This window comes from Dawidia cretensis, from assembly GCF_018598175.1.
Classification (GTDB): Bacteria; Bacteroidota; Bacteroidia; order Cytophagales; family Cyclobacteriaceae; genus Ohtaekwangia; species Ohtaekwangia cretensis.
This window is the reverse complement of record NZ_JAHESE010000002.1, coordinates 1-24,065: the sequence shown is the minus strand read 5'-3', so window position 1 is coordinate 24,065 and position 24,065 is coordinate 1. Positions and strand designations below refer to the sequence as shown.

Annotated in this window: 22 protein-coding genes; 3 read left to right on the top strand and 19 right to left on the bottom strand. The window is 51.0% G+C overall.

Annotated features, from left to right (window positions below; all coding sequences use genetic code 11):
- Nucleotides 1–3: 3 nt before the first annotated feature.
- The 5 genes from nuoC to KK062_RS03745 form a co-directional block, all read right to left on the bottom strand.
- Complete coding sequence (gene nuoC, locus KK062_RS03765) at nt 4–1,761, bottom strand: NADH-quinone oxidoreductase subunit C/D (RefSeq protein ID WP_254082914.1); 1,758 nt, start codon at nt 1,759–1,761, stop codon at nt 4–6.
- A 144-nt stretch (nt 1,762–1,905) separates the two neighbouring features.
- On the bottom strand, nt 1,906–2,544 hold the full coding sequence (locus KK062_RS03760) for an NADH-quinone oxidoreductase subunit B (RefSeq protein ID WP_254082913.1): 639 nt from the start codon (nt 2,542–2,544) through the stop codon (nt 1,906–1,908).
- Nucleotides 2,541–2,966 carry an NADH-quinone oxidoreductase subunit A gene (locus KK062_RS03755; RefSeq protein ID WP_254082912.1) on the bottom strand — a complete coding sequence of 142 codons (426 nt, stop codon included), beginning with the start codon at nt 2,964–2,966 and terminating at the stop codon, nt 2,541–2,543. Before KK062_RS03755 ends, KK062_RS03760 begins: the two co-directional genes overlap by 4 nt.
- Before the next feature lie 148 nt (nt 2,967–3,114).
- Entirely contained in the window at nt 3,115–3,558 is a 444-nt protein-coding gene (locus KK062_RS03750) for a CBS domain-containing protein (RefSeq protein ID WP_254082911.1), read from the bottom strand.
- Nucleotides 3,559–3,770: 212 nt separating this feature from the next.
- A complete protein-coding gene (locus KK062_RS03745; RefSeq protein ID WP_254082910.1) occupies nt 3,771–4,907 on the bottom strand; it encodes a hypothetical protein in 1,137 nt (378 codons plus the stop codon).
- Nucleotides 4,908–5,475: 568 nt separating this feature from the next.
- Between KK062_RS03745 and KK062_RS03740 the strand changes: the two genes are divergently transcribed.
- Nucleotides 5,476–6,288 (top strand): class I SAM-dependent methyltransferase, encoded by an 813-nt coding sequence (locus KK062_RS03740; protein ID WP_254082909.1) that lies wholly within the window; start codon nt 5,476–5,478, stop codon nt 6,286–6,288.
- Between the two features lie 119 nt (nt 6,289–6,407).
- Here the strand turns inward: KK062_RS03740 and KK062_RS03735 are convergent, their stop codons facing one another.
- Together KK062_RS03735 and KK062_RS03730 are read right to left on the bottom strand one after the other, a co-directional pair.
- Nucleotides 6,408–6,905, bottom strand: coding sequence for a hypothetical protein (locus KK062_RS03735; RefSeq protein WP_254082908.1), 498 nt, complete (start codon nt 6,903–6,905; stop codon nt 6,408–6,410).
- A 4-nt stretch (nt 6,906–6,909) separates the two neighbouring features.
- A complete protein-coding gene (locus KK062_RS03730; RefSeq protein WP_254082907.1) occupies nt 6,910–9,066 on the bottom strand; it encodes a hypothetical protein in 2,157 nt (718 codons plus the stop codon).
- A gap of 217 nt (nt 9,067–9,283) precedes the next feature.
- On the opposite strand from KK062_RS03730, the gene KK062_RS03725 reads away from it, so the two are divergent.
- On the top strand, nt 9,284–10,315 hold the full coding sequence (locus KK062_RS03725) for an LLM class flavin-dependent oxidoreductase (RefSeq protein ID WP_254082906.1): 1,032 nt from the start codon (nt 9,284–9,286) through the stop codon (nt 10,313–10,315).
- Between the two features lie 19 nt (nt 10,316–10,334).
- Here KK062_RS03725 and KK062_RS03720 read toward each other — a convergent pair whose 3' ends face one another.
- From KK062_RS03720 to KK062_RS03670, 11 genes are all read right to left on the bottom strand, one after another.
- Nucleotides 10,335–12,776 carry an ABC transporter permease gene (locus KK062_RS03720; protein WP_254082905.1) on the bottom strand — a complete coding sequence of 814 codons (2,442 nt, stop codon included), beginning with the start codon at nt 12,774–12,776 and terminating at the stop codon, nt 10,335–10,337.
- A 109-nt stretch (nt 12,777–12,885) separates the two neighbouring features.
- Complete coding sequence (locus KK062_RS03715; RefSeq protein WP_254082904.1) at nt 12,886–14,418, bottom strand: alpha/beta hydrolase-fold protein; 1,533 nt, start codon at nt 14,416–14,418, stop codon at nt 12,886–12,888.
- A 288-nt stretch (nt 14,419–14,706) separates the two neighbouring features.
- Complete coding sequence (locus KK062_RS03710) at nt 14,707–15,528, bottom strand: AraC family transcriptional regulator (RefSeq protein ID WP_254082903.1); 822 nt, start codon at nt 15,526–15,528, stop codon at nt 14,707–14,709.
- An 89-nt stretch (nt 15,529–15,617) separates the two neighbouring features.
- Nucleotides 15,618–16,637: an SDR family NAD(P)-dependent oxidoreductase gene (locus tag KK062_RS03705; RefSeq protein WP_254082902.1), complete on the bottom strand. Its 1,020-nt coding sequence runs from the start codon at nt 16,635–16,637 to the stop codon at nt 15,618–15,620.
- Nucleotides 16,638–16,812: 175 nt separating this feature from the next.
- The gene (locus KK062_RS03700; protein ID WP_254082901.1) at nt 16,813–17,187 is read right to left on the bottom strand and encodes a hypothetical protein; all 375 of its coding nucleotides are present in this window, start codon (nt 17,185–17,187) and stop codon (nt 16,813–16,815) included.
- Nucleotides 17,188–17,203: 16 nt separating this feature from the next.
- Complete coding sequence (locus KK062_RS03695) at nt 17,204–17,941, bottom strand: SDR family NAD(P)-dependent oxidoreductase (RefSeq protein WP_254082900.1); 738 nt, start codon at nt 17,939–17,941, stop codon at nt 17,204–17,206.
- A 147-nt stretch (nt 17,942–18,088) separates the two neighbouring features.
- Nucleotides 18,089–18,661 carry a Crp/Fnr family transcriptional regulator gene (locus tag KK062_RS03690; RefSeq protein ID WP_254082899.1) on the bottom strand — a complete coding sequence of 191 codons (573 nt, stop codon included), beginning with the start codon at nt 18,659–18,661 and terminating at the stop codon, nt 18,089–18,091.
- Nucleotides 18,662–18,735: 74 nt separating this feature from the next.
- Nucleotides 18,736–19,812 (bottom strand): NAD(P)H-dependent flavin oxidoreductase, encoded by a 1,077-nt coding sequence (locus KK062_RS03685; RefSeq protein WP_254082898.1) that lies wholly within the window; start codon nt 19,810–19,812, stop codon nt 18,736–18,738.
- A 21-nt stretch (nt 19,813–19,833) separates the two neighbouring features.
- The gene (locus tag KK062_RS03680) at nt 19,834–20,568 is read right to left on the bottom strand and encodes an SDR family NAD(P)-dependent oxidoreductase (protein ID WP_254082897.1); all 735 of its coding nucleotides are present in this window, start codon (nt 20,566–20,568) and stop codon (nt 19,834–19,836) included.
- Nucleotides 20,569–20,688: 120 nt separating this feature from the next.
- Nucleotides 20,689–21,261 carry a Crp/Fnr family transcriptional regulator gene (locus tag KK062_RS03675; protein WP_254082896.1) on the bottom strand — a complete coding sequence of 191 codons (573 nt, stop codon included), beginning with the start codon at nt 21,259–21,261 and terminating at the stop codon, nt 20,689–20,691.
- Nucleotides 21,262–21,326: 65 nt separating this feature from the next.
- Nucleotides 21,327–21,974 carry a DUF2306 domain-containing protein gene (locus KK062_RS03670; protein WP_254082895.1) on the bottom strand — a complete coding sequence of 216 codons (648 nt, stop codon included), beginning with the start codon at nt 21,972–21,974 and terminating at the stop codon, nt 21,327–21,329.
- Nucleotides 21,975–22,140: 166 nt separating this feature from the next.
- Here KK062_RS03670 and KK062_RS03665 point away from each other — a divergent pair, with 166 nt between their 5' ends.
- Nucleotides 22,141–22,749 carry a TetR/AcrR family transcriptional regulator gene (locus KK062_RS03665; protein WP_254082894.1) on the top strand — a complete coding sequence of 203 codons (609 nt, stop codon included), beginning with the start codon at nt 22,141–22,143 and terminating at the stop codon, nt 22,747–22,749.
- On the opposite strand, the gene KK062_RS03660 is transcribed toward KK062_RS03665, so the two are convergent.
- Nucleotides 22,739–24,065 (bottom strand): sensor histidine kinase (locus KK062_RS03660; protein ID WP_254082893.1); only part of this gene is annotated, 1,327 nt, incomplete at its 5' end. The genes KK062_RS03665 and KK062_RS03660 overlap by 11 nt on opposite strands.

The following is a 24,065-nucleotide window of genomic DNA, read 5'->3' as shown; positions in this document are numbered from 1 at the left end:
GTATTACCGGTCGATGTCAGCCAATACATAGTCCATGGCGCCCAGAATGCTCAGCAGATCGGCCACCGTATATCCTTTACTGATATAAGGTATCATTTGCATGTGCGGGAAAGAGGGGGTTCGCACGCGCAGCCGATAGGGCGACGTGTTGCCATCGCTGATCGCATAGTAGCTGTTCGCGCCTTTCGTTGCTTCAATGCAGCTCATGGCTTCGCCCGCCGGTATCACCGGCCCCCAGCTCACCCCCAGAAAGTGCGTGATCAGCGTTTCGATATCTTTCATCGTACGCTGCTTCACCGGCGGTGTGGTCAGCGGATGGTCGGCTTTATACCTTCCTTCCGGCATATGCTTCAGGCACTGCTCGATGATGCGCAAGCTTTGACGCATCTCTTCCACGCGCACCACGGCGCGATCATAACAATCGCCGTTATGCGCTACCGGTATCTCGAAGTCAAATTTATCATACCCTGAATAGGGTTGCTTTTTGCGGAAGTCCCAATCCATACCACACGCCCGAAGACCCGGACCGGTAACACCCCATTCGATTGCTTCTTCTTTTGTAAAAATGCCGATGCCTACCGTCCTGGCTTTGAAGATGCTGTTGCGCATGACCATCGCGTCATATTCGCGCAGGCGCTTCGGAAAGTAGTCGACGAAGCTCCTGACCAGCGTCTCCCATCCGTTGGGAAGATCCTGGGCTACGCCGCCAATGCGAAACCAATTGGGATGCATGCGGCCGCCGCAAACGGCCTCTACGATATCGAAGATCTTCTCGCGGTCACTGAACATATAAAAGACGGGCGAGAGCTGCCCGAGATCCTGCGCAAAGGTTCCATACCACACCAGGTGACTGGCGATGCGGAAAAGCTCGCACATCATGACGCGGATCACCTGGGCACGTTCGGGCACTTCAATGCCCGCCAGCTTTTCCACCGACAGCAGGTACGCCAGGTTGTTGTTTACGCCACCGAGGTAATCGATGCGGTCGGTATAAGGAATATAGGTATGCCACGATTGCCGCTCGGCCATCTTCTCCGCACCCCGGTGATGAAACCCGATATCCGGTACGGCATCCACGATATCTTCTCCGTCGAGCTGTAGAATGATGCGGAGCACGCCATGGGTTCCCGGGTGCTGCGGACCGATGTTCAGGAACATAAAGTCCGCATCATCGTGTTGCGTCAGCAGGCCCCACTCCTCCGGCTTGAATTGCAGGGCGGCTTGCTCGCGGTCCTGCTTCTCGTCGAACAATCGGAACGGCCCCATCTCGGTGGCCCGCGCCGGATGTTCTTTCCGTAGCGGATTGCCCTGCCACGTTTCCGGCATGAGCAGGCGCCGCAGGAACGGATGGCCATCGAAACGGATGCCAAACATGTCGAACACTTCGCGCTCATACCAGTTGGCATTCGACCATAATTTTGTGATGCTGGGTACTGTGGGAAATTCTCCGTTCAGGGCGACTTTCAGTCGGAGAAATGCATTTCGATCGAAAGAGAGAAGATGATATACAAGGGTGAAGTCGCTGGTGGGGTGGTGATTCTGAAGCGGGTTCCGCTGTCGGGTTCGCTCGTCGATGGCAGTGATGTCGAACAGAAGCGGATAGGGATGCTCGATACCGGCCTTGAGGTACGCTAACACCTCCCGCAATCTGTCCAACGGCAGCCACACGGTGGTCATGCCATCGCGGGTGGACTGCTCGGTGATGGTTGACTCACCGAATTTTAGCTTTAAAAGCTCCGTTGTTTGGGGTGTTGTTTTCATTACACTGCGGCGCACAACTGGTGCCCCGGGGCAGATGTAGTTTCAAAATCAGTCGGTCATCGTGACTTGTTTTAGTTACAGATCGCTTTCATCACCGGTCTCGTCTACCGGACAGTTTGCATGAATCCAGAGCAACACTCCGGATCATATTTCATTGGGCGAACGGAAGCTTACCATTTGCTTGCGTTGCTCCTGTTTTTGTTCTTTCATCGAGATCTTCTCGGGCCGGATCACACCTTGCTCTCCAATCACCCAACTAAGGGGTCGTTGCTCCTGCCCTACACTCGCGGCGAGGAGCATGAGCCCCTCCATAAAGGCATCGGGCCGCGGCGGACACCCGGGCACATATACATCTACCGGCATAAACTTATCAACGCCCTGCACGACACTATATATATCATACATACCGCCGGAATTTGCGCACGAGCCCATGGAGATCACCCACCGCGGCTCCATCATCTGCTCATACAGGCGTTTAATGACCGGCGCCATTTTGATGAACACGGTGCCGGCAATGATCATGACATCGGCCTCCCGCGGCGTACCGCGGATCACCTCGGCGCCGAAACGCGCCACGTCATATTTCGGTGTCATGCTCGTCGCCATTTCTACAAAACAGCACGACAGACCAAAGTGAAAAGGCCACATCGAATTGCGCCGCCCCCAGGCCAGCAGGCCCTGCACAGAGGTGAGCATCACACTTTGGCGTACAGCCTCTTCCATGGAGCTGTTGCCTTTGAGGGCGTCTGTCGATCCGTTGGGTTGTGTAAGCCACCAGTTCATACTTTCTGTCCGGTTAATCGTTTGTAAGCCTTCAGTATTTTTTTTCCATCGGGGCCGAAGTCGAGGGCACCCGCACGCCATTCATAGATGAGCACCACCAACAGCAGGATCAGGAACACCATGACGCCGGCATAGCCGTACCACCCCAGCTCACGAAAGGCAATAGCCCAGGAGAAAATAAAGATGGTCTCCACATCGAAGATGACGAAGAGCATGGCCACCAGGTAGAATTGGGAGGAGAAGCGTATGCGCGCAGAACCCGCGCTCAGAATGCCACCTTCGTAGGGATCGTCGGTGGCACGTTCTTTATGACGCTGGCCCAGCACGTACGACAAGCCCAGCATCGCGCCAACGAGGCTTAACACAATCAGGCCATATAGAAATAGCGGCCAGAGCGGAGCACTATGTTCTGCTGTATCCAAGGGTTGGATAATTTAGCGTACCATGACATCAAAATTTAGTTCACAACTACAAACCAGGCATTTATCTCGTGCAAAATGCCTGCAACCGTTACGCTCTGCCGTCGGCAAACAGGCCCTGCTGTAGGCAGGCCCGCCTACCGAAGGTAGGTTACTGGTGGTGACCCGTAATGTACTGTTCCAGGTCCTCGATGATGCCGCGCTGCTCGTTCATGATAAACCGCACAACGTCACCAATCGAGATCATTCCTGTAAGTCTTCCGCCTTCTATCACCGGCAGGTGCCGGATACGGCGGTTGGTCATCAGCTTCATGCAATCTTCTATACTGTCGTCGGGACAGACGGTGGTAGGATTTTCAGTCATAATCTCTCCTATCTCGGTGTCTTTAGAAGACTTGCCTTTCAGTATCAGTCTCCGGGCATAATCACGTTCGGTAAAAATGCCCAGCAATCTTTCACTACGATGATCGGTAATGATCAACCCGCCAATGTTCTTTTGCGACATCAATTCAATCGCATCATACACGGTAACGGCAGGCTCCACAGAAAAGACTTCATGTCCTTTTGTACAAAGAATATTTCTTACTGTTCCCATACGCCGAAGGGGTTTTGATTTCGAATTAAAATGAATGTACAACATTTTTAATGAGAAATGCAAACGTTTTCTACCACAATAAACCGCAGAGGATATATACTTGTGAATGGCCCATCTTTTCCCTAAAATTCACTACCCGGTCATAAAAATTATACCAACTTACCACACACGACTATTCCCTATAGTAATAGAGTTGCGGCAGCCCTATCGAATCACGACGAGGTAAAAAAGCCTTCCCGGCTAATCGCGATGGCTTCGCCATCATTTCGCTCAGGCACCAACGACACGGCAATTATTGCAGACTTTTCCGACGCTCCGGTAGAGGCATTTGCTTCTGTTTGCGTCGCTGTTTCGGTTTCCGACAAATCCTCAGATCGCCGAGGTGTTTCAATAGTATGACCAGACGCCGTGGAGCGCCAGCCAAACGTACAGGCTGCAGCGGATTGTACGGATACTACCGATGATTTTTGTTCTTCGTGCTGGATCACTTCTGCCGCTCGTACGGCAACCGGCTTTTTGTCTCCCGGTTCTTCACCCTCCGGACGCCCCGCTACGGCAATTACCTTGGCAACGCCCGCGCGTTTCACATCTTTCACCACATCATCTTCCATCGGCGAGCCATACCGCACGCCGACCGTCAGCATCAGGCTATACGATTCGTCCGCGGGCACCTGGTCGGTGAGTGTTATCTCCAGAGAGGTAGCCGGCGATCCCTTCAAAGCCGGATACCATGGTGAGGATACACTTTGTGGCGCAAACATAGTCGTATACCAGGCGGATGGCTTATATGCGCCTTCCTTGGGATCGAACATAAAGTCCGGCACAATACCCAGGCTGACGTCGATGCAGAACCGGGCATGTCTATTATTGGGATGAAAATTGATATCACGCAACAGGGCTGGTATATTTACACGCGCTGAAAGTGTGTTACGATCCAACGTATACGTGAGTGGCGTGCGAAGAACAGAGTCAAATGTGGTCGCTTTATTCAGCTGAAAACCGGCGAGCAAGCCTGGATACTTCGATAACGCAATAGAACGTTGCCCCAGCTCGCCGGTGCCGTCCTGCTTTTGTACGATCTTTAGCGCCTTATTAATAAAGCCACTAAAATTATAGTCGGATAGCGTTCGCACAGGGTGCATCATAAACCGCACTTCTTTGCCCATCTTCGAGCAACCACCGAACTCACGCATATAGAGTCGCGGCACTTTAAAAGTAGGCGATTTTTTGACATATTCCTTGGGTGCGCCGCCCTTCCTCCGCACGACGATCTTGTCCACGCCGCGCATTTTATAAAAGCTGAGGTTGCCGAGGCTACCGGTAATTTTAAGTTCTTCTAAAAATGCCATAGGTAAATATTGGTTAGCAAAACGACTGGTTTACAAAACGGTCGCGAGGGTACAACTGTTTCTGCGTACAATATAGGGAGTGTCAGTCAAAAGACTATCAATTGAAGATATATACTTTTAAAAATTTCATCCGGACCATCAAATGACCCGGACATATATAGATCGTGATTATGAGTGGTGTATAAATGGTTTAAAATTATGTTATCAGTAGGATATCCTCGCTATTGATTGGCCATGAAATGGCCGTTGTAGGACTTATGCACACAAAATTGTGGATAGTCGTATACAACGTGTGGGTAGATTGTTCACAACCGGGGATATACTCGTGACGAATTGGGAAATTTACGGCGTTTGTAACGGACGTATCGTTAATCGAATAAAACGTATACTATACCTGAATAATAAGGCTAAACGGATGGATCCGGGTTGTTGTCTTCCGGTTACTACTGGCATTTGCCATGAGTTTCGCCAGTCTTACAGCTCCGAATTGCCGACATAGGGGAAAAAACCCTTTTGATTGTCTCTGAAATCTATTCACTTTAAAAAACAAAACCCCATCACCCCCGCCATGAATCCAAACAAACAACTCTGGGAAAAAGGAGACTTTACCCGTCTCGCCGCAAATATGCGCGAAAGTGGCTCCGAGCTTGTCGGCAAGCTAGGCATTACGCCGGGCCTTCGTGTGCTTGACCTGGGATGCGGCGACGGCACGACCGCCATCCCCGCCGCAAAATTGGGCGCTACCGTGCTGGGCGTCGATATTGCCAGTAACCTGGTGCAGGCTGCTAACACCCGGGCCAAGGAAGCAGGCCTCACCAATTGCTCTTTTCAGGAAGGCGATGCGTCCAATCTGGAAGGCTTACAGGATCATTCATTCGACCTCACCGTAAGCATCTTTGGCGCGATGTTCGCACCCAGGCCGCACGACGTAGCCAAAGAAATGGTACGGGTTACACGTCCCGGCGGCCGCATTGTGATGGGCAACTGGATTCCGGGAGACCCTACGCTCGTCGCCCAAATACTAAAGATCAGCTCCGCGTATACGCCGCCGCCCCCCGAAGGATTTGTAAGTCCCATGCTGTGGGGAGTCGAAGACCAGGTGATCGAGCGCTTCGGCAGTGCCGGTGTGCCCAAAGAAAAAATAACATTCATCCGCGACACGTATACGTTTATTGCTCCCTTCCCCCCGGCTCAATTTCTGGATCTGTTCCGACAGTATTATGGCCCTACCATGAACGCTTTTGAGGCTGCTGAAAAAAATGGCAAGGCAGCCGAGCTACAACGCGAACTGGAAACCCTCTTTAACAGTCAAAACAAAAACGGCATCAACGGTGCCACATATATCCCAGCGACTTTTCTACGCATAACGGTAGTCTTATAATAGTTACAAGCAAGCATAAAACAAAAACCTTCAAGTCCAATGACCGTGAAGGTTTTTGTGCTATGCGCCATGGCGGCGGTACGATGCGTTAATTCGCGAGCTTGTAGTTGATGGAAATATCACCGGCCCCAAAAGGAAATTGGCTCTCGATATGAAAAAATCATATGATTTAAGTACGCGTCCAGTCTAAATAGCATTTCTTGCTCTGTCAACACCGCAACTTTTCCACGAGAACGGTTATCATCGTATTCTCTATACGCATTTACGAGATCATTTTTTATGAGATTCAGGCGCGCATCGTGAACCTTCAATTCTGACAAAGCGCTCATATGCTTTGCCAGTAACGGAAGCAAAAAATCTAGACTACAAGTCATCTCAGGAGATTTCGCCAACAGTGTGCGATTTATCTCTACCTTAACCTGTTGGACAAAATTACGGGTGTCATCGTTCGGCATTGGCAGTGTGGCTACCGGAGCAATCTTATTTGCTCCCAGCAATTTATCAAGACTACTTTTGGGCATCACCACACATGAAGAATAGGCGAACGACAGCAAACTGAATAGTGAAATTCTTACACTATTACTAAACAAAACTACCGAGCGGATTATTATGTTCACGTCACTATGGGTTAGGTATCTTTGTCGAAAGCGTTTTTACAATATCATTCACGACCGTTTTTTCAAATTCATTTATTTTCTCCGTCATCGTCTCGTCATGCAGTGAAAACGTGTCCTTCAAAATAGCTTCTTGCATCTCTTTATAAACCGCACCATTGGGGAATACCCTAACCATCTCCATATACTGATAATAATTCATTAATCGAAGATATAATGAAAAGAATCGCTTATATTCATTGAATGTGATTCGGTATTGTTTTAAAAAATAAAAACAAAATACTTCCATAAATCCAAAAACAGCAAATGTTCTCAATAGCAAAATCAACAATCCGGCGTTAAACTCCAGATTACTTGTGTCCTTAAAAAACATCTTTAGAGAAAGGATAAATGCAAATATCCCCAACACACCAACTACAATACCCAACCACAACATGATTTCAGAACGTAGCTTTAAACTTTGCATAGTTCGTTTTGCGTATTGAACTTTCTCTTTTAACGAGGCTATCTCCGCTTCTACAGGTGCCTTAAATTCTTCTTCAGGTCTATTTCTGTTTTTATAGTTAAGGATATAAAACAGACCAAAAAAATAAATAATAATCACCCCAATTATTATAATAACAATAAAGAAGTAATCGACAGTGGAATCTACTTTATAGAATTCATAATTCGGCCAGCTTAGCGATCTCGGTATTTGCGCTCGATTATCAGTTATCCTATTGATTGTTACATCCGATCGATCTCTACTCAAGAAAACACCAAAACCTACTGGAATTGTACGGGAATTTGTAGCTATAAAAGAAAATTCAGGCGAATATTCTGGTATTTCAATTCTAAAAGACGATAACTCATTGACTAATGCAGAATCAAGTAACGATTCTGTCGCTAGTGTTTCAATCTTGTTGCTAACATTTTTCAATACATATAAATCAAAATTATGAAGACCTGGATCGTCTGATCCGTATCCCAATGTGAGGCCATCGTCATTTATTTGCAAAAATTGATGAGTTCCCGAAACTTCCGGAAATGGCAATACATCAATACTATCTTTTTGCTCCCGAAGCGCCAGTCGTGCCACACCAATTTGTTTGCCAGATGTTTCTCCAATTAAAAAAACTCGATGCTGCCCACGATATGGGAAAGGTGCTCTATCAAACTGAGACGATCGATATTGAAAGATACGTAGCAAGGGCTTTTCCTCGCGAAGATCGATAATCCCAACTTTTGCCTGCATGGAAACCTCGATAACTACAATATCATCTCTTACTGTCCAACTAAACTCATGTCCTTTTGTCAATTCTAATAGTACATTATCTGTGGCCAACGTGCTGTACTCTCCGCTGGGATGCAACCAATAGAGGAAAGGTCGCAAAGTACTTTCACTATTAAAAATAATTCCATCCTGACTAGGCATCCAATGCCCTCCGATAGGTCTAGCTACGTGAAGAATCTCCGCTGCAAGAGCTGCATCTGTGGGGATGAAGTAGACCGAATCAGTCCCAATACCTGCAATATATGCTGGCCCCAGATAACAAAACTGAATAAATCGATCATATTCGGATAATTTATCGAGATGATTCCTACTAAAGTGACTAATAGTAAACTTCTTCTCACCATCCCTACAATAAGCCAATTGGTCCTCGTTGTGAAATAAAACCATTGAAGATCTGTCATACAAAATTTCATGAGAAAAATTCATATCGAAAGAAGCAGAAAATCCTTTCACTCCATTTGAACGAACGGTCTTCTTAACTGGTAAAATCACTCTCTCCCAATCGCGATTAGAGTTTTCTAAGTACAATGCAGAATCACCCTCCAGGACTCCAAATGAACGTCCTATATTAAGAAACGAGAATTCTGCTGTGGTACCTGTCGAAACTTGCGGATTTACATGAATCCCCTTAATCAACCATCCACGATCAAGATCAAATTCTTCATCCTTAGAAAACTTATTTAATAGGGTAATCTGCTCCCGAGGCAAAGCCTTCTGAAAGTATTCTTTGACAAATTGTTTGTCACTTATGTTTTCACCAACATGAAACGTCTGAATATAAACGAGTATTACGAGAGCAAAAAACACCAGCGTATAAATCCATTCAGGGTTATGCCGGGCGTAACTCCGAAGTGTTGCCCTGTGATTGCCGAAAACTTCTTTCATTATCATAATCAGATGCACTAGGTCAATAAAAAAGCCCATCTCACCGCCAACACAATGGCGTATAAGATGGGCTCATGGAACTAAGTTAACAAGCTATTGAATGAAAGCAAAAAACAATAACAAATTATTAATCGAGTGATGATCAAGTTGTAATTTTGCTATTTAACTGTGCCAGTGACATCTTACCACTCGTACGATTGGATATAATCATAAAATGAGACATATGGAACTAGGCATTGGCATGTTTGGAGACAATCACTACGACACAAGCGGGAAACCCCTGGCGGCGGGTGAGCGGTTGCGGGAGCTGATCGAAGAGATCAAGCTGATGGACGAAGTGGGCATCGATTTTTTCGGTATCGGCGAGCATCATCGTCCTGACTATGCCGTGTCGGTGCCGGAGATCATCCTGGCAGCGGCGGCCACCGTTACGAAAAAGATTAAACTGGGCAGCGCCGTCACAGTGCTGAGCTCATCGGACCCTGTACGGATATACCAAAGCTTTGCGACGATAGACCAGCTTAGCAACGGCCGGGCCGAGCTCATGGCCGGTCGCGGCAGCTTCATCGAATCGTTTCCGCTATATGGTTTTAATCTGAACGATTACGATGCCCTGTTCGACGAGAAGCTCGAGCTGCTGCTGCAGATCGACCGGCAGCAGCCCATCACATGGAAGGGAAAATACCGTGCACCCCTGCAAGAGCAAGAGGTACTACCCCGGCCGCTCAACGATCACCTGGATATCTGGCTTGCCCTGGGTGGCACGCCCCAGTCGGTTGTCCGCGCCGGCAAACTGGGCCTACCGGTTGTCTTTGCTATTATCGGTGGCAACCCGGCACAGTTCCAGCCGCTGTTTCAATATTATAAAGAGCTGTACGAGAGCTTCGGCCACGACATGACCAAATTTCGGGTGGGTGTACATATGCACAGCTTCTTTGGCGAGAACAGCGCCCAAACGGCCGACGAGTACTACCCCGTGTACTCCGCACAAATGAACCGGGTGGGCCGCACGCGCGGATGGCCACCGTTCCAACGCGACCAGTTCGACTATGGGCGGGGCAACGAAGGTGCTTATCTCTTTGGGGATGCGAATGAAGCCATCGACAAGATCCTGCACATGCACGAGCTGTTCGGCATCACACGCTTCTCGGCACACCTGGATGTGGGCGGGCCTTCCCACGCCTCTCTCATGAAAGCGATCGAGATTTACGGAACCCGCATCGCACCAAAAGTACGCGAAGCCCTTCGCCGGTAGTTATACCTGGTTTGCATCATCAATCCATTTTCAACGTCTGCACCGGGTTACTCCGCGAAGCGCGCAAGGTCTGTGTGCCGACGGTGACGAGTCCCAACACGAGTAATGTACTGATCGCTATCAGGACTGTTCCTAACCCGAAGCCTACCCGGTTTGGCAAAGACTGGAGCCAAAGGTTGTTTATAAAATAACTCAAGGGTCCGCCAATGCATATCGCTACCCCCAGTACTTTAAAAAAGGACTTCGACAGTAATAGGGCAATACTCGAATCGTTAGCACCCAAAATTTTACGGATGCCTACTTCCTTGCGTCGTCTTTCGGTTATATACATCGCCATACCCAACAAGCCAAGGCACGCGATAACAACTGCCAGAAAGGCAATGAACCCAAGAATGGTAACAACATCGAAAAAACCACGATACATGGCATCGAGCTGGTCCTCATAGAAATCATACCGAAAGGGGTTCACCGGGTCAATCGCTTTCCATCTATTTTCTAACTGCAAGAGCGTGCCGGCGGCATTATCGGAAACCATCCTGACACTCACATACCCGAAACTTTCCGGCTGGTAACGGAGTACCATCGGGCTGACGCCATCTTCGTTCACCAGTGCCGTATGCTGAAAATCTTTCGTTACCCCTACAACCGTAAATTCCTCGGTCCCACCTTTAGACTGAAGCATTTCCCCTACGATGTCAGGCGCATGAGCGTAGCCTAAAGCGTGCACGGCGGCTTCATTCACCAGCACGAACCGGCTGGTGGAATCGCCGGATACGTTCATGTTCTCACCCGCTACCAGGCTAAGCCCGAGGTTGCCGAGGAAATGATCATCCGTGAGCAACACGCCGAACCTGGTATATTCTACGTCGCTTCCCGCCACGCGCAAGCTCACACCGTTTTGTACGTTGGTAGCAGGAATGATATCAGAAGCCGAGACGGAGGCAACACCCGATACCGTCAGGAATTCGTGTATCACCCGCCGATGGTCATTGCCTTGTAACGAGATATTGACAACGTTCTTCGCATTGAATCCATATTCAAAATCAAGATAGTGCCGGAACTGGTTGTAGATCAGCACCACCGTTGTAATGAAAAAAAGTGACACAACAAACTGCGAAACACTCAACACCCTGCGCACGCCCAGTTTACCCGGCCGGAGTGTATCCAGATTCTTTAACGCCCGGGCAGGTTGGTATTTTGACAAGTGCAGTGCCGGATAAAGACCGGCCATTAGCCCAATGACCAGGGAGAAGCCTATAAACATCAGGTAAACATTACTATTTGCATGTAAGCTAAAATCCAGGTAACGATTGACCCACAGTCCCAGGAAGGCCGGTTTAATGATGACCAAAAGGATCAGGGCCATGCCCAGTGCCATCAACGACGTGAGCATTGACTCGCTGAGGAACTGGAGAATGAGATTTTTTCTGTGGGCACCCGTCACTTTGCGAACTCCGATCTCTTTCATACGGGTCAGTGCGCGGGCAGTCGAGAGGTTTGTATAATTCAGGCACGCCGACACCATGATAATCAGGGCCAGCAGGGATAGGAAATAATAGGCCATCAGCGGAAGCGTGTACCCCGGCGCGTTGCTCACGAGTATGCCCGGTGTGATGGCGGTGAGCTGCTGCTGCGTCAGCGCGAATCCTTTCATGTCTTCCTGCCCGGCATACCGGCGCGTGACGATATCCTGCAGCGCTGCGGTAAGCTCTTCTTCAGTTTTACCGTCTGCCGTCACGGCATATGTATAGACTGAAAAATCATGGACCCAATCGTTGCTGTTATCGCCTATTTTCCCGGCAGCATACAACGCCGGCAGCGAAGCGGCAGAAAGTAATACGTCGAATTTCAGGTGTGAGCGATGCCCTTTGTCTTTTACGACACCGGTGATGGTATAACTGCCCCAAGGCACGGCGATGCCCGGTTCTCCATCCCCTAGCATCGAAAGGCCCCGATTGTTCAGGTCAACGATTTTTCCAACCGGCTCCGCACCGTTGAATAGTTGCTGTGCGAGCGCGGTCGATATCACCATGGTATTGGGTGTGGCCAGCATGCGCTGTACATTTCCGCCGGTAACATCGTAACTGAAGACGTTGAAAAAAGACGCATCGACAAAATAGCCGCGTGCCTCCACCGTCGTGCCATTGTACAGAAGATCACCCCCGACTCCTCTTCTGAGCTGCGTTGATTCTTCTACGACGGGGTAGTCGGTCTTTAGGGCATTTGCCAGTGGCGAGGGCGTGGTGGCTGACGGCGCCTTGCTGCCGGGGCGATCTGACAGGATCCGGTATATGCGGTCTTTCTTTTCGTGAAATTGATCATAACGCTTATGATCCGCCAGCATGAGCATGATGAGCATGCACACCGACATGGCGATGGCAAGGCCGAATACATTGATAAACGAGAAAGTCTTGTACTTCAAGATATTTCTCCATCCGATGGTAACGTAGCTCCTGAGCATATCGCAAGTGTTTTAACTGTCAATGCCTTAGACAGCGTCTTTACCTGTCAGGTTACAGCCCGCCGCCACAATTGGGGCGGCCCAAATGCGAACAAACCTCCGTACTTGCCTATGGTGCCGGACGGTACTGTACTGCGTCCGGGATGGGCTGAGGATCTTTTGTGTCGATCCGGCTGGGCGTGAGGTAAGCCAACCGTAGCTTGAAATCCTCTTTCTTATGGAGGTATTCGATACGTATGGGGTAAAGCCCTTTCGACAATGGAATGATATAACTGTCTGCTCGCCGCGTATAGCCGCCGTCCCATTGCATCAATAGTCGGTTGCCCAGGTAAAATTTTGTGCCTTTGTCGGCCTCCATTATAAAAATATGGTACCCTTCTTCGGTGGTTTCCAGAAATCCTTCGACCACGATGGCATAATCCTTTTTCCGTGGCAGCTCGTCTGGATTAAAATTGTGATCAGTAATGCCGGTTTTCGTCGGCTTTACACCTTTGAGATCCGGCCAGGTGCTCCAGTCGCCTTCATAGTAACTATAACGAAAGCCGCCCGGCATCAAATTCTTTTGCTTCGCTGCCGGCCGAAGCGGCGTGGTGACTGTAAAAATACCCGTCGTGCTTTTATTATACCGGCTCCGTTGTGTAAAGCGTGTATAGGTAACCTTACCGCCGCCGGTCAGTGTAAGCTCGGGTTGTATTTTGGCAGAGGTAAGAGTTGGCATCGTGCCATTTAGGGTGTAGCGAACGCTCGTGGTATCTTCGAAGTACCAAAGCTTAATGGGCTTGTCTTTCAACACCAGCCCGTTCATGGGGTGAAACTCGATGTTGCCGACGAGCCCGGTATAGTTAAATCGCAAGCCATCGTAGGTGGTCTTCAATCGCACGGAGCTGTGCGACTCGCCCGGGTATGATACTACTTTCCAGTGCAGGTCTGCCGGCGCATGGCTTTTTAACACGGCATCCAGGGTATCAACTTTCATCTCCTTCATTCCGGCCTCGTCACGCCCGCTGACATAGAGTGTCGCATTCAACCCTGCCAGCGCGCCCAACCGGCTCGCAGCCATTTTGGGTACATAACACTTATCCCACCACATGCTGGGATCGACCGCGATGTAGGACTTGAACGTCGCGGGCTCTTTCAACATGGCGTAGGTTACAAACAGTCCGCCGAGCGAATGCCCCCAGAGTGTATTATCGCCGTTGGATGGATACGTTTTGTTTACATACGGGATCAGCTCCTCTTTGATAAACCGCAGGAAGTTATCGCCACCGCCAGACGTTTTCCAACTTTCCAGGTGCGTCGGCGTCAGGTCTTTGTTTCGGTCGATTCCCAACACACTTACAATGATCGTCTGCGGCACATAGCCTTCACCTTGCACGAAGCTCTGCACCCGCGTAATGAGCCCTGTGTTCCAGTTGCCTCCATCCAATACATACATCACATCGTAGGTATCCGTGCTTCCGGCTTTATACCCCGAGGGCGTAAATACCTGAATCAATCGCTTTTGGTTCAGAATGGTGGACCGGATCGAGTCAAGCCGACTTTGGAAGGAAAGGTTAAGAACGGTGTCCTGTGCCTGTACGGCTGGGGCAATACTTCCAAGCGCGATCAGCAACAGGAAGAAAAAATAACGGCTATTTCTCATGATAGGCTTTTATACATATGTCTACGCTTAACATTCCCTATGCCAGGCCTGTGACGGCCCGTTTTACGCCTCCAGGCCACGGGTATGCTGTGCGCCGGGCCAACGAGTGTTCGAATATAGGTAAATCTTGTCCGCCTGCGGTCGGGGATGTGTCGCTTATTAGATCAGACGCCCATGAGCGGGTTTTGGTTGCAGCAGCAATCTAAATTTGATATTTTATATGGCTGGGATTGGCACCGGCGACTGGCGTGTTGGACGAAGGTAGTCGGCGGAGCCATGGCACCAGACCTAGCGGGCAGTGGAATGGTTTACCAGGTTGGTGGGTGGATAGCCGAACTGCTTTTTGAACGCCAGGGAGAAATGCGACAGGTCTTCAAAGCCTACTTCTAAATATACCTCCACGGGTTTCCGTCGTTTTTCGCGGATCTGATAGTGTGCCAGCTCCAGGCGTTTTTGGGTGAGCCAGCGCTGGGGCGTGACCTGATAGTGTTTTTTGAAATCACGGTTGAAGGTGGAGAGGCTGCGGCCGGTGAGGTAGCTGAACTTTTGCATGGGCATATTGAACATGTAGTTCTTTTCCATGAAGCCGGCCAGGTCGATCTTGCCGGGCTCGTCGAAGTTGGCCAGGATGCCGTCAATCTCGGGATCGATGATGCGCAGAATGCTGATCGCCTCTTGAATCTTGAGCGCGGCAATGTTTTCGGGGAATTGCTCTTCTACTTCGAAATACGGTATGAGAGAAGTAAAACAACTTTTCAACAGGGGATGTTGCTCGAAGTAGCGGATCTTCTGCGATACCATGGCCGGTGACGTTGTTGTCACACCTTCATAGAACTTGCGCAGTCGTCTTTCCGGCAGGTGCATGGCCACCGACTTGTGTGGCTGGCCGTCCTTGGGGTAGATGATGACCGATGACAGCTGGTTTCGCGGGAGGAGGAAGATATCGCCGGCCTGGAACGTATATGTTTCGTCGGCCTGGATGATCTTGGCCCCACCCGCGATAAACCAGATGAGCATGTGGTCATCGAACAACGCCTCTGCTTTAAAGGGCTTATCCGAATAGCAGGCCAGCTTGATGTCAGGGGTGATATAGTTTGTTTGAAAGTCCATGAGTCTTTTGTTGTTTGACAGGACGCATGTAACCGCGCGCTGGTTGCCTGCACGACGGCATAAACAAAGTTAATGAATGATTTATAGGATCAATCAACCGGGAACGTTATGCCCGTCATTTCCTCGCTGAGCGACCACAAACGTTTGGCATTGGCTTCGTCCAGGGAGTACGGCTGTACGCCGCGTTGCGTTGAGGGGTCTTCGTAGTTTGGTGACAGGTTGCCGAGGTCCAGTTCGGCCACGTCGGCGTCTTCGCAGTATACGCCACCGAGGTCGCTCAGCTGCGGGCTGGTGGCACACCATACGGTCGTGGCAGCGCCCTGGGGCAGTGTTTTAAGTCTGGCCTCCACTTCGGGTTTCAGGTTGCCGGCTTCGTCGATAATGCCCATTTGTTGGAAGAGCGCGATCGGCGCTTCACGGGCCAGATCGGTACCGTTTACGGCGCCGGGGTGTAGTACGTACGCGCGAACCTTGTGCGCCCGGGCGCGGCGGTCGAGCTCGACGGTGAACAGGTTGTTGGCGGTCTTCGATTGTCCATAGCCTTGCAGGGTTTCATAGTCGCGGTGTCTGAAATCCGGATCTTCGAAGTTGAACGGCGCCATCTGGTGGCCATACGACGACACGGTAACTACCCGGGCGCCTTTTGCTTTTTTGAGCGCGGGCCAGAGACGGGCCGTCAGCTGGAAGTGGCCGAGGTGATTGGTCGCCAACTGTGACTCGTGACCACGCTGATCGTATCGCAGCGGCACCCACATGATACCGGCATTGTTGATCAGCAGGTGTAACGGTCTGCCTAACTTTACGAAGTTGGTCGCAAAGGTATCGATCGAGCTCGGGTCCATCAGGTCCATCAGCTCGACGGTTACGTTGGGTATGCCTTCGAGATTTTTACGGGCCTTTTCGGGGTCACGCGCCGGGGCGATTACGGTCGCACCCGCCTCTGCCAACACGCGGGTAGTTTCCAACCCGATGCCGGCGTAGCCACCCGTGATGATGACCGTTGTTCCGGTGAGGTTCTTACCATCGAGTACTTCGCTCGCTGTTGAAGTAGCGTTAAAGCCTGAGCCCAGGGGCTGTTGCAACGCGCCTTGATAATTGTTTTGTTCCATAGTTGTTTCTGAATTTGTTGGAACAAAATTAGCGTGGACATGCCCCGTGGTGCTTTGTTTAAACCGTCAATCTTACTTTGCTCAAACAGTCAACCGGTGGAATTCCACTACAGCTTTTCTTTATCGTTTGGGTATACTTTTTTTCCTACATGCTTCCCATGGTGTTTTTCTGTGACTAAACAACTTTTTCTTCAAAGAAACCGAAGATCTGGCCGTTGGCAAGCTGTACGTGGCTCATACACATGCACCCTTCTTCCGCCGCTGCGGAGAGCAGCACCGTGGCCCCTTTGCTGATCAAAAGGTCCACAGTGCTTTTTAAATCTCCGACGCGAAAGCTGAGCAAGACAGGACGCTGCTCATTGAAATGAGCCGGTATACACGATCCCATTCCGTGCAATTCCAACAACACACCCGGCGCCACACGCAGGACTGTCAGGCCAGGTTCTGTATAGACTGCTGCTGTTTCTGGCAGCGTCTTTAACAGGGCCTGCAACGGACATCCTTCTGCGCCGGCGGTCATGGCGATCGTTAAAACGGTTTGCTCTTTCATAGTACCGTCTTCCGTATTATATCTGCGCGGTTCCGCCGTCGACGAACAATTCTATACCGGATATAAAGCTCGAGTCGCCGGAGCCCAGGAACAGCGCGGTTGCTGCAATCTCTTCTGACTTTCCGAAACGTCCCATGGGGATATTTTTCTTTAACGTTTCAATGGTTTCCTGCGGTACACCGGCAAAGGTGTTTGTATCGATCGAGCCCGGGCTTAATACGTTGACACGAATCTTACGGGGCTGAAGCTCGAGCGTCCAGGTGCGGGCCAGCGAACGGACAGCTGCCTTGCTGGCACTGTATACGCCCATGCCGGGGAGTGCTTTGACAGTGGCAATCGAGCCGTTCAGGATGATAGACGCACCTTCGCTCAGGAGTGGCAGGGCCTTTTGTACGGTAAAGATGGTACCCCGCACGTTGACGTCAAATACCCGGGTATATTCCTCTGGCTGGATCGCATCCACACCGATACCAAAGTGGCCAACACCGGCACTGGCAAAGAGCACATCAATACGTCCTTTTTCTTTTTTTACGATTTCATATAGACGATCGATGTCTTCCAGGTTGCCCGAGTCCGCGCGAACACCGGTTACGTTACGTCCGATCTCTTTTACAGCGGCGTCGAGCTGATCCTGGCGACGGCCGGTAATAAATACATAAGCACCTTCTTCTACAAATGTTTTTGCCGTGGCCAGTGCCATGCCGCTGGTTGCGCCGGTGATTACGGCGACTTTGTTCTCTAATTTGCGTGTCATATAATTTTGTGTTTTGCGCCAACCTTATTATCTGGTTAACGAAACAAAATTGCATGACACGTGCTCTGTGGAACGATGACGTTTGGTAAGAAAGAATTTGATGTAGATCGATTGCTTTTTTGACATTTGTCAAGAGACATGAGCATCTTAGTGTTTAAGGCGACGCAGACGGCTGAGGGTCTCCGGGGTGATGCCCAGGTAAGAGGCGATCATGCCTTGTGGCACCCGCAGTGCGAATTCGGGATACCGCTTGACAAAGTTCTGGTATTTCTCTTCTGCATTGGTGCTGATCGACTCGTGGATCCGGGTCTGGGAAACGACAAAGCTCTTGTTCAGGATGTTGTTGATCATCTGGTTAAAGGCCGGTATGGTTTCGGTGAGGTGTTCCATGTCTGCTTTTTCGAACACGACTACTTCCGACTCTTCGATGGCGTCAATGTTAAACCGGGATGGTTGCCCGGAGAGCAGACTCTCGCGATCGCTGATCCACCAGTTTTCCATTGCAAAACGGATGATATGCTCGTTGCCACTATCGTCCACGGAGTAGGTACGCATCAACCCTTTCGTAATAAAGGCGTGCAAATGGCACACATCTCCCTCCTGCAACAAGTATTGCTTTTTGCGGAATTTCCGGACGCGGGACACGGCTTCTATCTGGGCCAGTGCTTCTTCGCTTATCGTGGCCCGTTGCAGAATATATGCTTTAAATACTTCAAACACCTTACTATCAGATAAATGAACAAGACCGCCCGCCGGCGGATGCCAGCGAACGGTCCAAGTTATCTAAAAAAGTATTATCGTGATAAGAACGCCGAAGTTTCCGCGATCAGCGACTGCATAAGGCCGGCTGCTTTCGTATGCTTTAAGATCGGTGCGATCTGTCCACCCCAGAACAATATCATGTCGTGTTTCTTTTGGGCTAACGCTGCCTGCCGGAGCGACGACATGAAGGTGGTCTGTAAGGGAAATGGCAGGATGTTTTTCTCCTGGCCTATCAGGTCTTGGGCAACACGCGTGGTAATCCCGCGTCCGAGTCTTCCGGTAAAGGCACGGGACAAGGTGGTGTGCCGGGCTGCGTCGGAAAATAGGGCGGCCCGGTGTGCCGGCAATGCGCCCGATTCGTCCACGGCCAGGAAGGCGGTGCCCACTTGCGCAGCATCGGCTCCCAATGTCAACGCGGCGGCTATACCGCGGCCGTTGGCAATACCGCCGGCAGCAATGATCGGTGCTTTCACTTTTTCCCGCATGAGCTGTACCAACACGAAGGTGCCCGTTGTCGACTGTTCTGCGGGCGCCAGGAATGAGGGGCGGTGGCCGCCGGCCTCAAAGCCCGAGGCGATGATCATGTCCACGCCGGCGTTGTCCAGCGCAAGGGCTTCGTCTAACGTGGTGGCCGCGCCCACCAGTTTGATCCCCAGCCGACGGCATTGTTCGAGCACGTCGGCCGACGGTATGCCAAACATAAAGCTGAATACCTTTGGACGAATGTCGAGCACTACTTGCAACTGGTTTTCGTAGCGCGATTGGAAAGGCCTGGGCTTTTCAGGCACGGCGATGCCGGCTTCGTCGAAGTAGGGTTTGAACTGCGTCTTGACGCGTTCGTATACATCGTCCGTTGCTATACCTTGTATGGCGTCGGTATCCGACACCCACAGGTTGAGGTTATACGGTTTGTCGGTTGCGTGTCGAATCTTCTTGTCGACGTCGACGATCTCTTGCGGGCTTAACGTATACGCGCCATACCCTCCCAAACCACCTGCCCGCGATACCGCCGTAACCAGCTCGACGGTGGACAAGCCACCGCCGAATGGTCCCTGCAAGATCGGGTATTGAATGCCCAGTATTTCGGTTGCCTTCGTGTTATACCACATAGCATTGTCGTTTCTATTTTTTTATCCAACGTGGTGCCCGGCGCCAAAGCCGCCATCCACGTTGATGATCGCACCGTTTACGAACTGGCTTTTGGCCACGGTATATACCATCTCGGCTACATCGTTCACTTCCCCCACGCGCTTCATCAGGTGCAAGCCTGCCATCTGGTCGGCGTTGTCGCCGTGCATGGGTGTACGGATCACGCCGGGCGCAACGGTGTTTGTGCGGATGTTCTGCGCACCAAACTCTGCCGCCAGCTGCAGGGTCAGCGCATGGATGGCTCCTTTGCTCGCCATGGCCGCCGTTACCGGTACACCGCCCAATGCATGGCCCACGATGGGTGTGCCGATGTTGATGACCACACCATCTTTTTGCTTCAACATCTGCGGAATGACTGCCTGCGTAGTAAAGTACGTTCCCTTCAGGTTAGTATTCAAGAATTTGTCGAGGTAAGCTTCGTCCACTTCCAGGAACGGCCTGGACTCAAAGATCCCGGCGTTGTTGATCAGGACATCGGCAGAGCCGAACCGGTCGACGGCAGTCTTGACGAGCAGCTCGCCTACGGCTTTGTCGCGGATGTCGCCGGGTACAAAGGCCAGGTTGCCGCCACCACCCAACTCGTCGTAGGTTTGTTTCAGTTTGCTGGCCGTGGCCGAGTTGATCACCACGTTATCTCCTTTTGCCAGGAAATAGTGAGCCAGGGCTTTGCCGATGCCAGAGGAAGCGCCGGTAATAATAATTGTTTGCTTTTTCATAGTGCTCAGTGTTTGTGTTTGCTTGAACAACACAAACATGATGGGAGGAGTTGACGCGATCGTGTGATCTACATCACAATCGGTGGAGCACAGTCCAATAATGTGACCTACATCACACCACTATGGCTGGTATAGACGGCTCAGCGTCTCGCGCGATACGCCCAGGTAGGCGGCGATGAGCTGTTTGGGCACAACGTTGTAGAGCTGCGGGTATAATTTCAACACCTCTTCATAACGCTGACGCGCATCATGGTGCATGAAGGATAAAAGGCGCTTTTGCGCGGCTACATAGCCCCGGTTGGTCCGCCAGCGAAAAAAGGATTCGATGGTGTGTAGTTCCCGGCAGAGTTTTTCCCGGTCGGCGCTGGACAGGCACAGTACCTCGCTCGTGGTGATACAGTCCACATGCGTGGTGGCGCGCGTGCCGTTGTAGAGTGCCTCATAGTCGGATGCCCACCAGGTGGGCATGGCGAATTGGAGAATAAACATCTTGCCCTGGTCGGTTTGGTAAAACGACTTCAGGCATCCGTCCAGTACAAAGTATTCGTGCTCTACGGCGTCGCCGGGGAAAATGATGGTTTGTCCTTTTTTGTACGACTGCGGTTTGAAGTGTGAGAAGAAGTAGTCAAACTCGTCGTCGGACAAGGAGGTGGTTTTGGCGATGTGGGATTGTAGGATCGCTTTGGCGTTCATGCGGGATGGCGTGAATGCGAAAGATACACAATAAAGCACTTGCTGGCGCCTGTCATTGTCCAAAACTACAACGCAGGGGCCGGCTGCCTTGATCTTTTCTGGAAGCTGAGGATCATGTCGTACAGGAACATGGGGCCTGTCCAGGAGACCCAGATGATCGTTGCCAGCACTTCGCCGATGGCGTTCGCCGCGCCGAGCTGTTGTGTGATCGGCAGCATGTATACAACGCTTTGAATGACAAACGCCATGGTGACGATATAGCTGCGCGTGGCCCACTCTTCGTGGAGCTTAAATTGTTTGGTGACGGCCATGCGCCAGGCTAACACGGTTGTTATGGTCCAGGTGGCGCCCAGGGCGTGCAGCGACACGATATAAGAGAGGCCTAACGACAGCGCGGTGGTGCTGACTAATATCAAGGCGCCAAAAGCCGCGAACAAAACACCGATGGTATAGGCCTGGCCAATGATACGGTGTGTACGCCGGTATTTTTGGCGGAGGGATTTCCAGAATAGAAATGGACCGGCCACCAGCGCCACGGCGCCACCGGCGATGTGGCCCAGAATGGCCCAGGTATACGGTAAGTATTTGCCCAGCACGTCGGGCGACAGGCTGAAGAAACGCGCCGAGTGTACAATGAAGAACGCGGACAATAAAACGATAATGGTTTTGCCCACAGGGCGGCCGTAGCCGTAAAGTTTATTTACGATTTGCATGATTTCTCTGAAGTTAGTTGTTACACGAATTTTTACCGCCAGGCACACCCTTCCCACGCGTCAAGGTTGGATGTGACGATCCGGTACAGTACCTTTGTTTAGGTCAAGTGACCAAACAAATGTAGGTCAAGTGACCTATTTATACAAGTGCTTTAAAAAATTTCTGATGACCAAGCGAGACGAGCGTACCCGGTTGATTATCGACCAGACTATCCAGCTCTTGCGGGACGAGGGCAGTGAAGGCCTGACCCTGCGGAAGGTCGCTGCGGCGTGTGGCATTACGCTCAGCAACCTGCAATATTATTTTCCGGGCAAGGCCGAGCTGATACAGGCTACCGTCGCGCAATTTTTTACTACGTGCCAGGAGCTCATCCAGGCGGACAGGGCGCTGGTGTTGCCGAAGGATCCGGAGTCGTCCCGGGCTTTTCTGAAACGGGTGATCGAGGTGTTGGTGGTGTGTGACAACCAGGAGTTCAATGTGATCTTCCGGGAGATCTGGGCGCTGTCGAGCCGGGATGCGGCGCTGAAGGCTACATTGGAAGAGTATTATAGGAACTATGCGCAGTGGATGATCGGGTTGATGGAAGAGATTTTTCCGCAGGCGAATGAGATTGTTAGTTTGTTGATTCCCTATGCGGAGGGGTATGCGTTGGTAGGGAATACGTTGCCGTTGAATCGCGAGAAGCAGGTGGCGATGCTCGTAAAGCTTATTACAGAATGGCCGGCTTCACCGCGTAGTGGTAAAGCCGGCGCGCGTGTTGGTGTTAAACGCTGACGGGTAGTATGACGGTAAATTTTGTATACCGGCCGGATTCTGATGTGACATCGATTTTGCCATCCAATGCCTGGGCGGCTTTTCGGGCCACATAGAGTCCCAGGCCGCTTCCCTTTGATGACTCGTGACCGATGAAGAACATGTTGAATACGTCGGTGCGGATGCCGTCATCGATGCCTACGCCGTTGTCGTATACCGTGAGTTGGAGGGTGTTTCCTTCTGCCGCTACTTTTACTTCTACGCGTGCATGCTCGGTGCTACGCAGGCGGCTGAAATACAGAGCGTTTTCGACGAGGTTTGCCAGGATGGTCTTTACCAGCGTCGCGCTGGAGTGAAGGTGTATGCCGTCGTGGCAATCGACGTGAAACTCTACCCCGCTCGCGGCGATCTCGGTTGCTAACCGGGTCTGCACCTCTCCGATCACGCCGCGAACACAAAACCTGGTAACCTTCTGGGCCTCCTGGCTGATCTCGCTGGTCTCAATAAGTTTCTTCAGCATGCGGTCCATTTTCAGTACGACACCTTTGACTCTTCCGACAAGTTCGGCTGTGGCCATTTTTTCGCCGAGGTGACATAGCCCCAGGATCGAGCTGATGGGCGAGCGCAGGTCGTGCGAGGCGCGGTATAAGAATGTATCGAGCTCGCGGTTCGATTGCTCCAGCGACAGCGTCCGCTTCACGACGATGGCTTCCAGGTTTTCGTTGATGGTCGTAACCTCTTCGTTGGCTACACGCAGTGCTTCCCGTTGTCGGCGCAACCTGCCACTGAACGATATGAGCAACACGATCAATACACCAAATACAATCAGGATGCCGATGGTCGTCAGGAGTCGTTGCTGAAAGAGCTGTTGCTCTTCGGCCCGCTTTTGTTGCGTGATGGAAAGTCGCTCTTCGAGGTTTTGCACATCGAAGTAAGTGTCTTTCAACGTACTGATGATCTCGCGGTAGTCGTTCTGATTCTTGTAAAACTTGCTTTCGTTCTCAATCAGCATGATCTCCAACCGGTCGAGGTCGGCCAGCAGGTTTTTGCGTGTGTCATCGTTCAGGTTGGAGACACCCTTCTTCAGCTTGTTGGTGATCATCTCGATCTTTTCTTCAAATGCCGTTCGATTTGCGTCCAGGGCGTCGCTTTCGCGATCCGCATGGCTCAAGAGGTTGTGGATATCTTCTGCTACAAAGGACGAGTCTGAAATACTGGCCATGAAGTCCGACCGCCGGGAGACGGAATCCTGCATGCGGCCTACCAGCTCGCGGAACTTGGCGTCGATACGTGCCCGCGCTTCCGGGCTGAAGTTGCTCATGGATATATTCTTGAAC

Excerpts from the sequence above, each read along its gene's own strand:
- KK062_RS03760 (WP_254082913.1), bottom strand. The coding sequence starts at position 2,544 with ATGAACTGGTGGCTTACACAACCCAACGGATCGACAGACGCCCTCAAA.
- KK062_RS03730 (WP_254082907.1), bottom strand. The coding sequence starts at position 9,066 with ATGATAATGAAAGAAGTTTTCGGCAATCACAGGGCAACACTTCGGAGT.
- KK062_RS03665 (WP_254082894.1), top strand. The coding sequence starts at position 22,141 with ATGACCAAGCGAGACGAGCGTACCCGGTTGATTATCGACCAGACTATC.
- KK062_RS03680 (WP_254082897.1), bottom strand. The coding sequence starts at position 20,568 with ATGAAAAAGCAAACAATTATTATTACCGGCGCTTCCTCTGGCATCGGC.
- KK062_RS03725 (WP_254082906.1), top strand. The coding sequence starts at position 9,284 with ATGGAACTAGGCATTGGCATGTTTGGAGACAATCACTACGACACAAGC.
- KK062_RS03675 (WP_254082896.1), bottom strand. The coding sequence starts at position 21,261 with ATGAACGCCAAAGCGATCCTACAATCCCACATCGCCAAAACCACCTCC.
- KK062_RS03700 (WP_254082901.1), bottom strand. The coding sequence starts at position 17,187 with ATGAAAGAGCAAACCGTTTTAACGATCGCCATGACCGCCGGCGCAGAA.
- KK062_RS03685 (WP_254082898.1), bottom strand. The coding sequence starts at position 19,812 with ATGTGGTATAACACGAAGGCAACCGAAATACTGGGCATTCAATACCCG.
- KK062_RS03705 (WP_254082902.1), bottom strand. The coding sequence starts at position 16,637 with ATGGAACAAAACAATTATCAAGGCGCGTTGCAACAGCCCCTGGGCTCA.
- KK062_RS03720 (WP_254082905.1), bottom strand. The coding sequence starts at position 12,776 with ATGCTCAGGAGCTACGTTACCATCGGATGGAGAAATATCTTGAAGTAC.
- KK062_RS03715 (WP_254082904.1), bottom strand. The coding sequence starts at position 14,418 with ATGAGAAATAGCCGTTATTTTTTCTTCCTGTTGCTGATCGCGCTTGGA.
- KK062_RS03750 (WP_254082911.1), bottom strand. The coding sequence starts at position 3,558 with ATGGGAACAGTAAGAAATATTCTTTGTACAAAAGGACATGAAGTCTTT.
- KK062_RS03670 (WP_254082895.1), bottom strand. The coding sequence starts at position 21,974 with ATGCAAATCGTAAATAAACTTTACGGCTACGGCCGCCCTGTGGGCAAA.
- KK062_RS03695 (WP_254082900.1), bottom strand. The coding sequence starts at position 17,941 with ATGACACGCAAATTAGAGAACAAAGTCGCCGTAATCACCGGCGCAACC.
- KK062_RS03745 (WP_254082910.1), bottom strand. The coding sequence starts at position 4,907 with ATGGCATTTTTAGAAGAACTTAAAATTACCGGTAGCCTCGGCAACCTC.
- KK062_RS03710 (WP_254082903.1), bottom strand. The coding sequence starts at position 15,528 with ATGGACTTTCAAACAAACTATATCACCCCTGACATCAAGCTGGCCTGC.
- nuoC (WP_254082914.1), bottom strand. The coding sequence starts at position 1,761 with ATGAAAACAACACCCCAAACAACGGAGCTTTTAAAGCTAAAATTCGGT.
- KK062_RS03740 (WP_254082909.1), top strand. The coding sequence starts at position 5,476 with ATGAATCCAAACAAACAACTCTGGGAAAAAGGAGACTTTACCCGTCTC.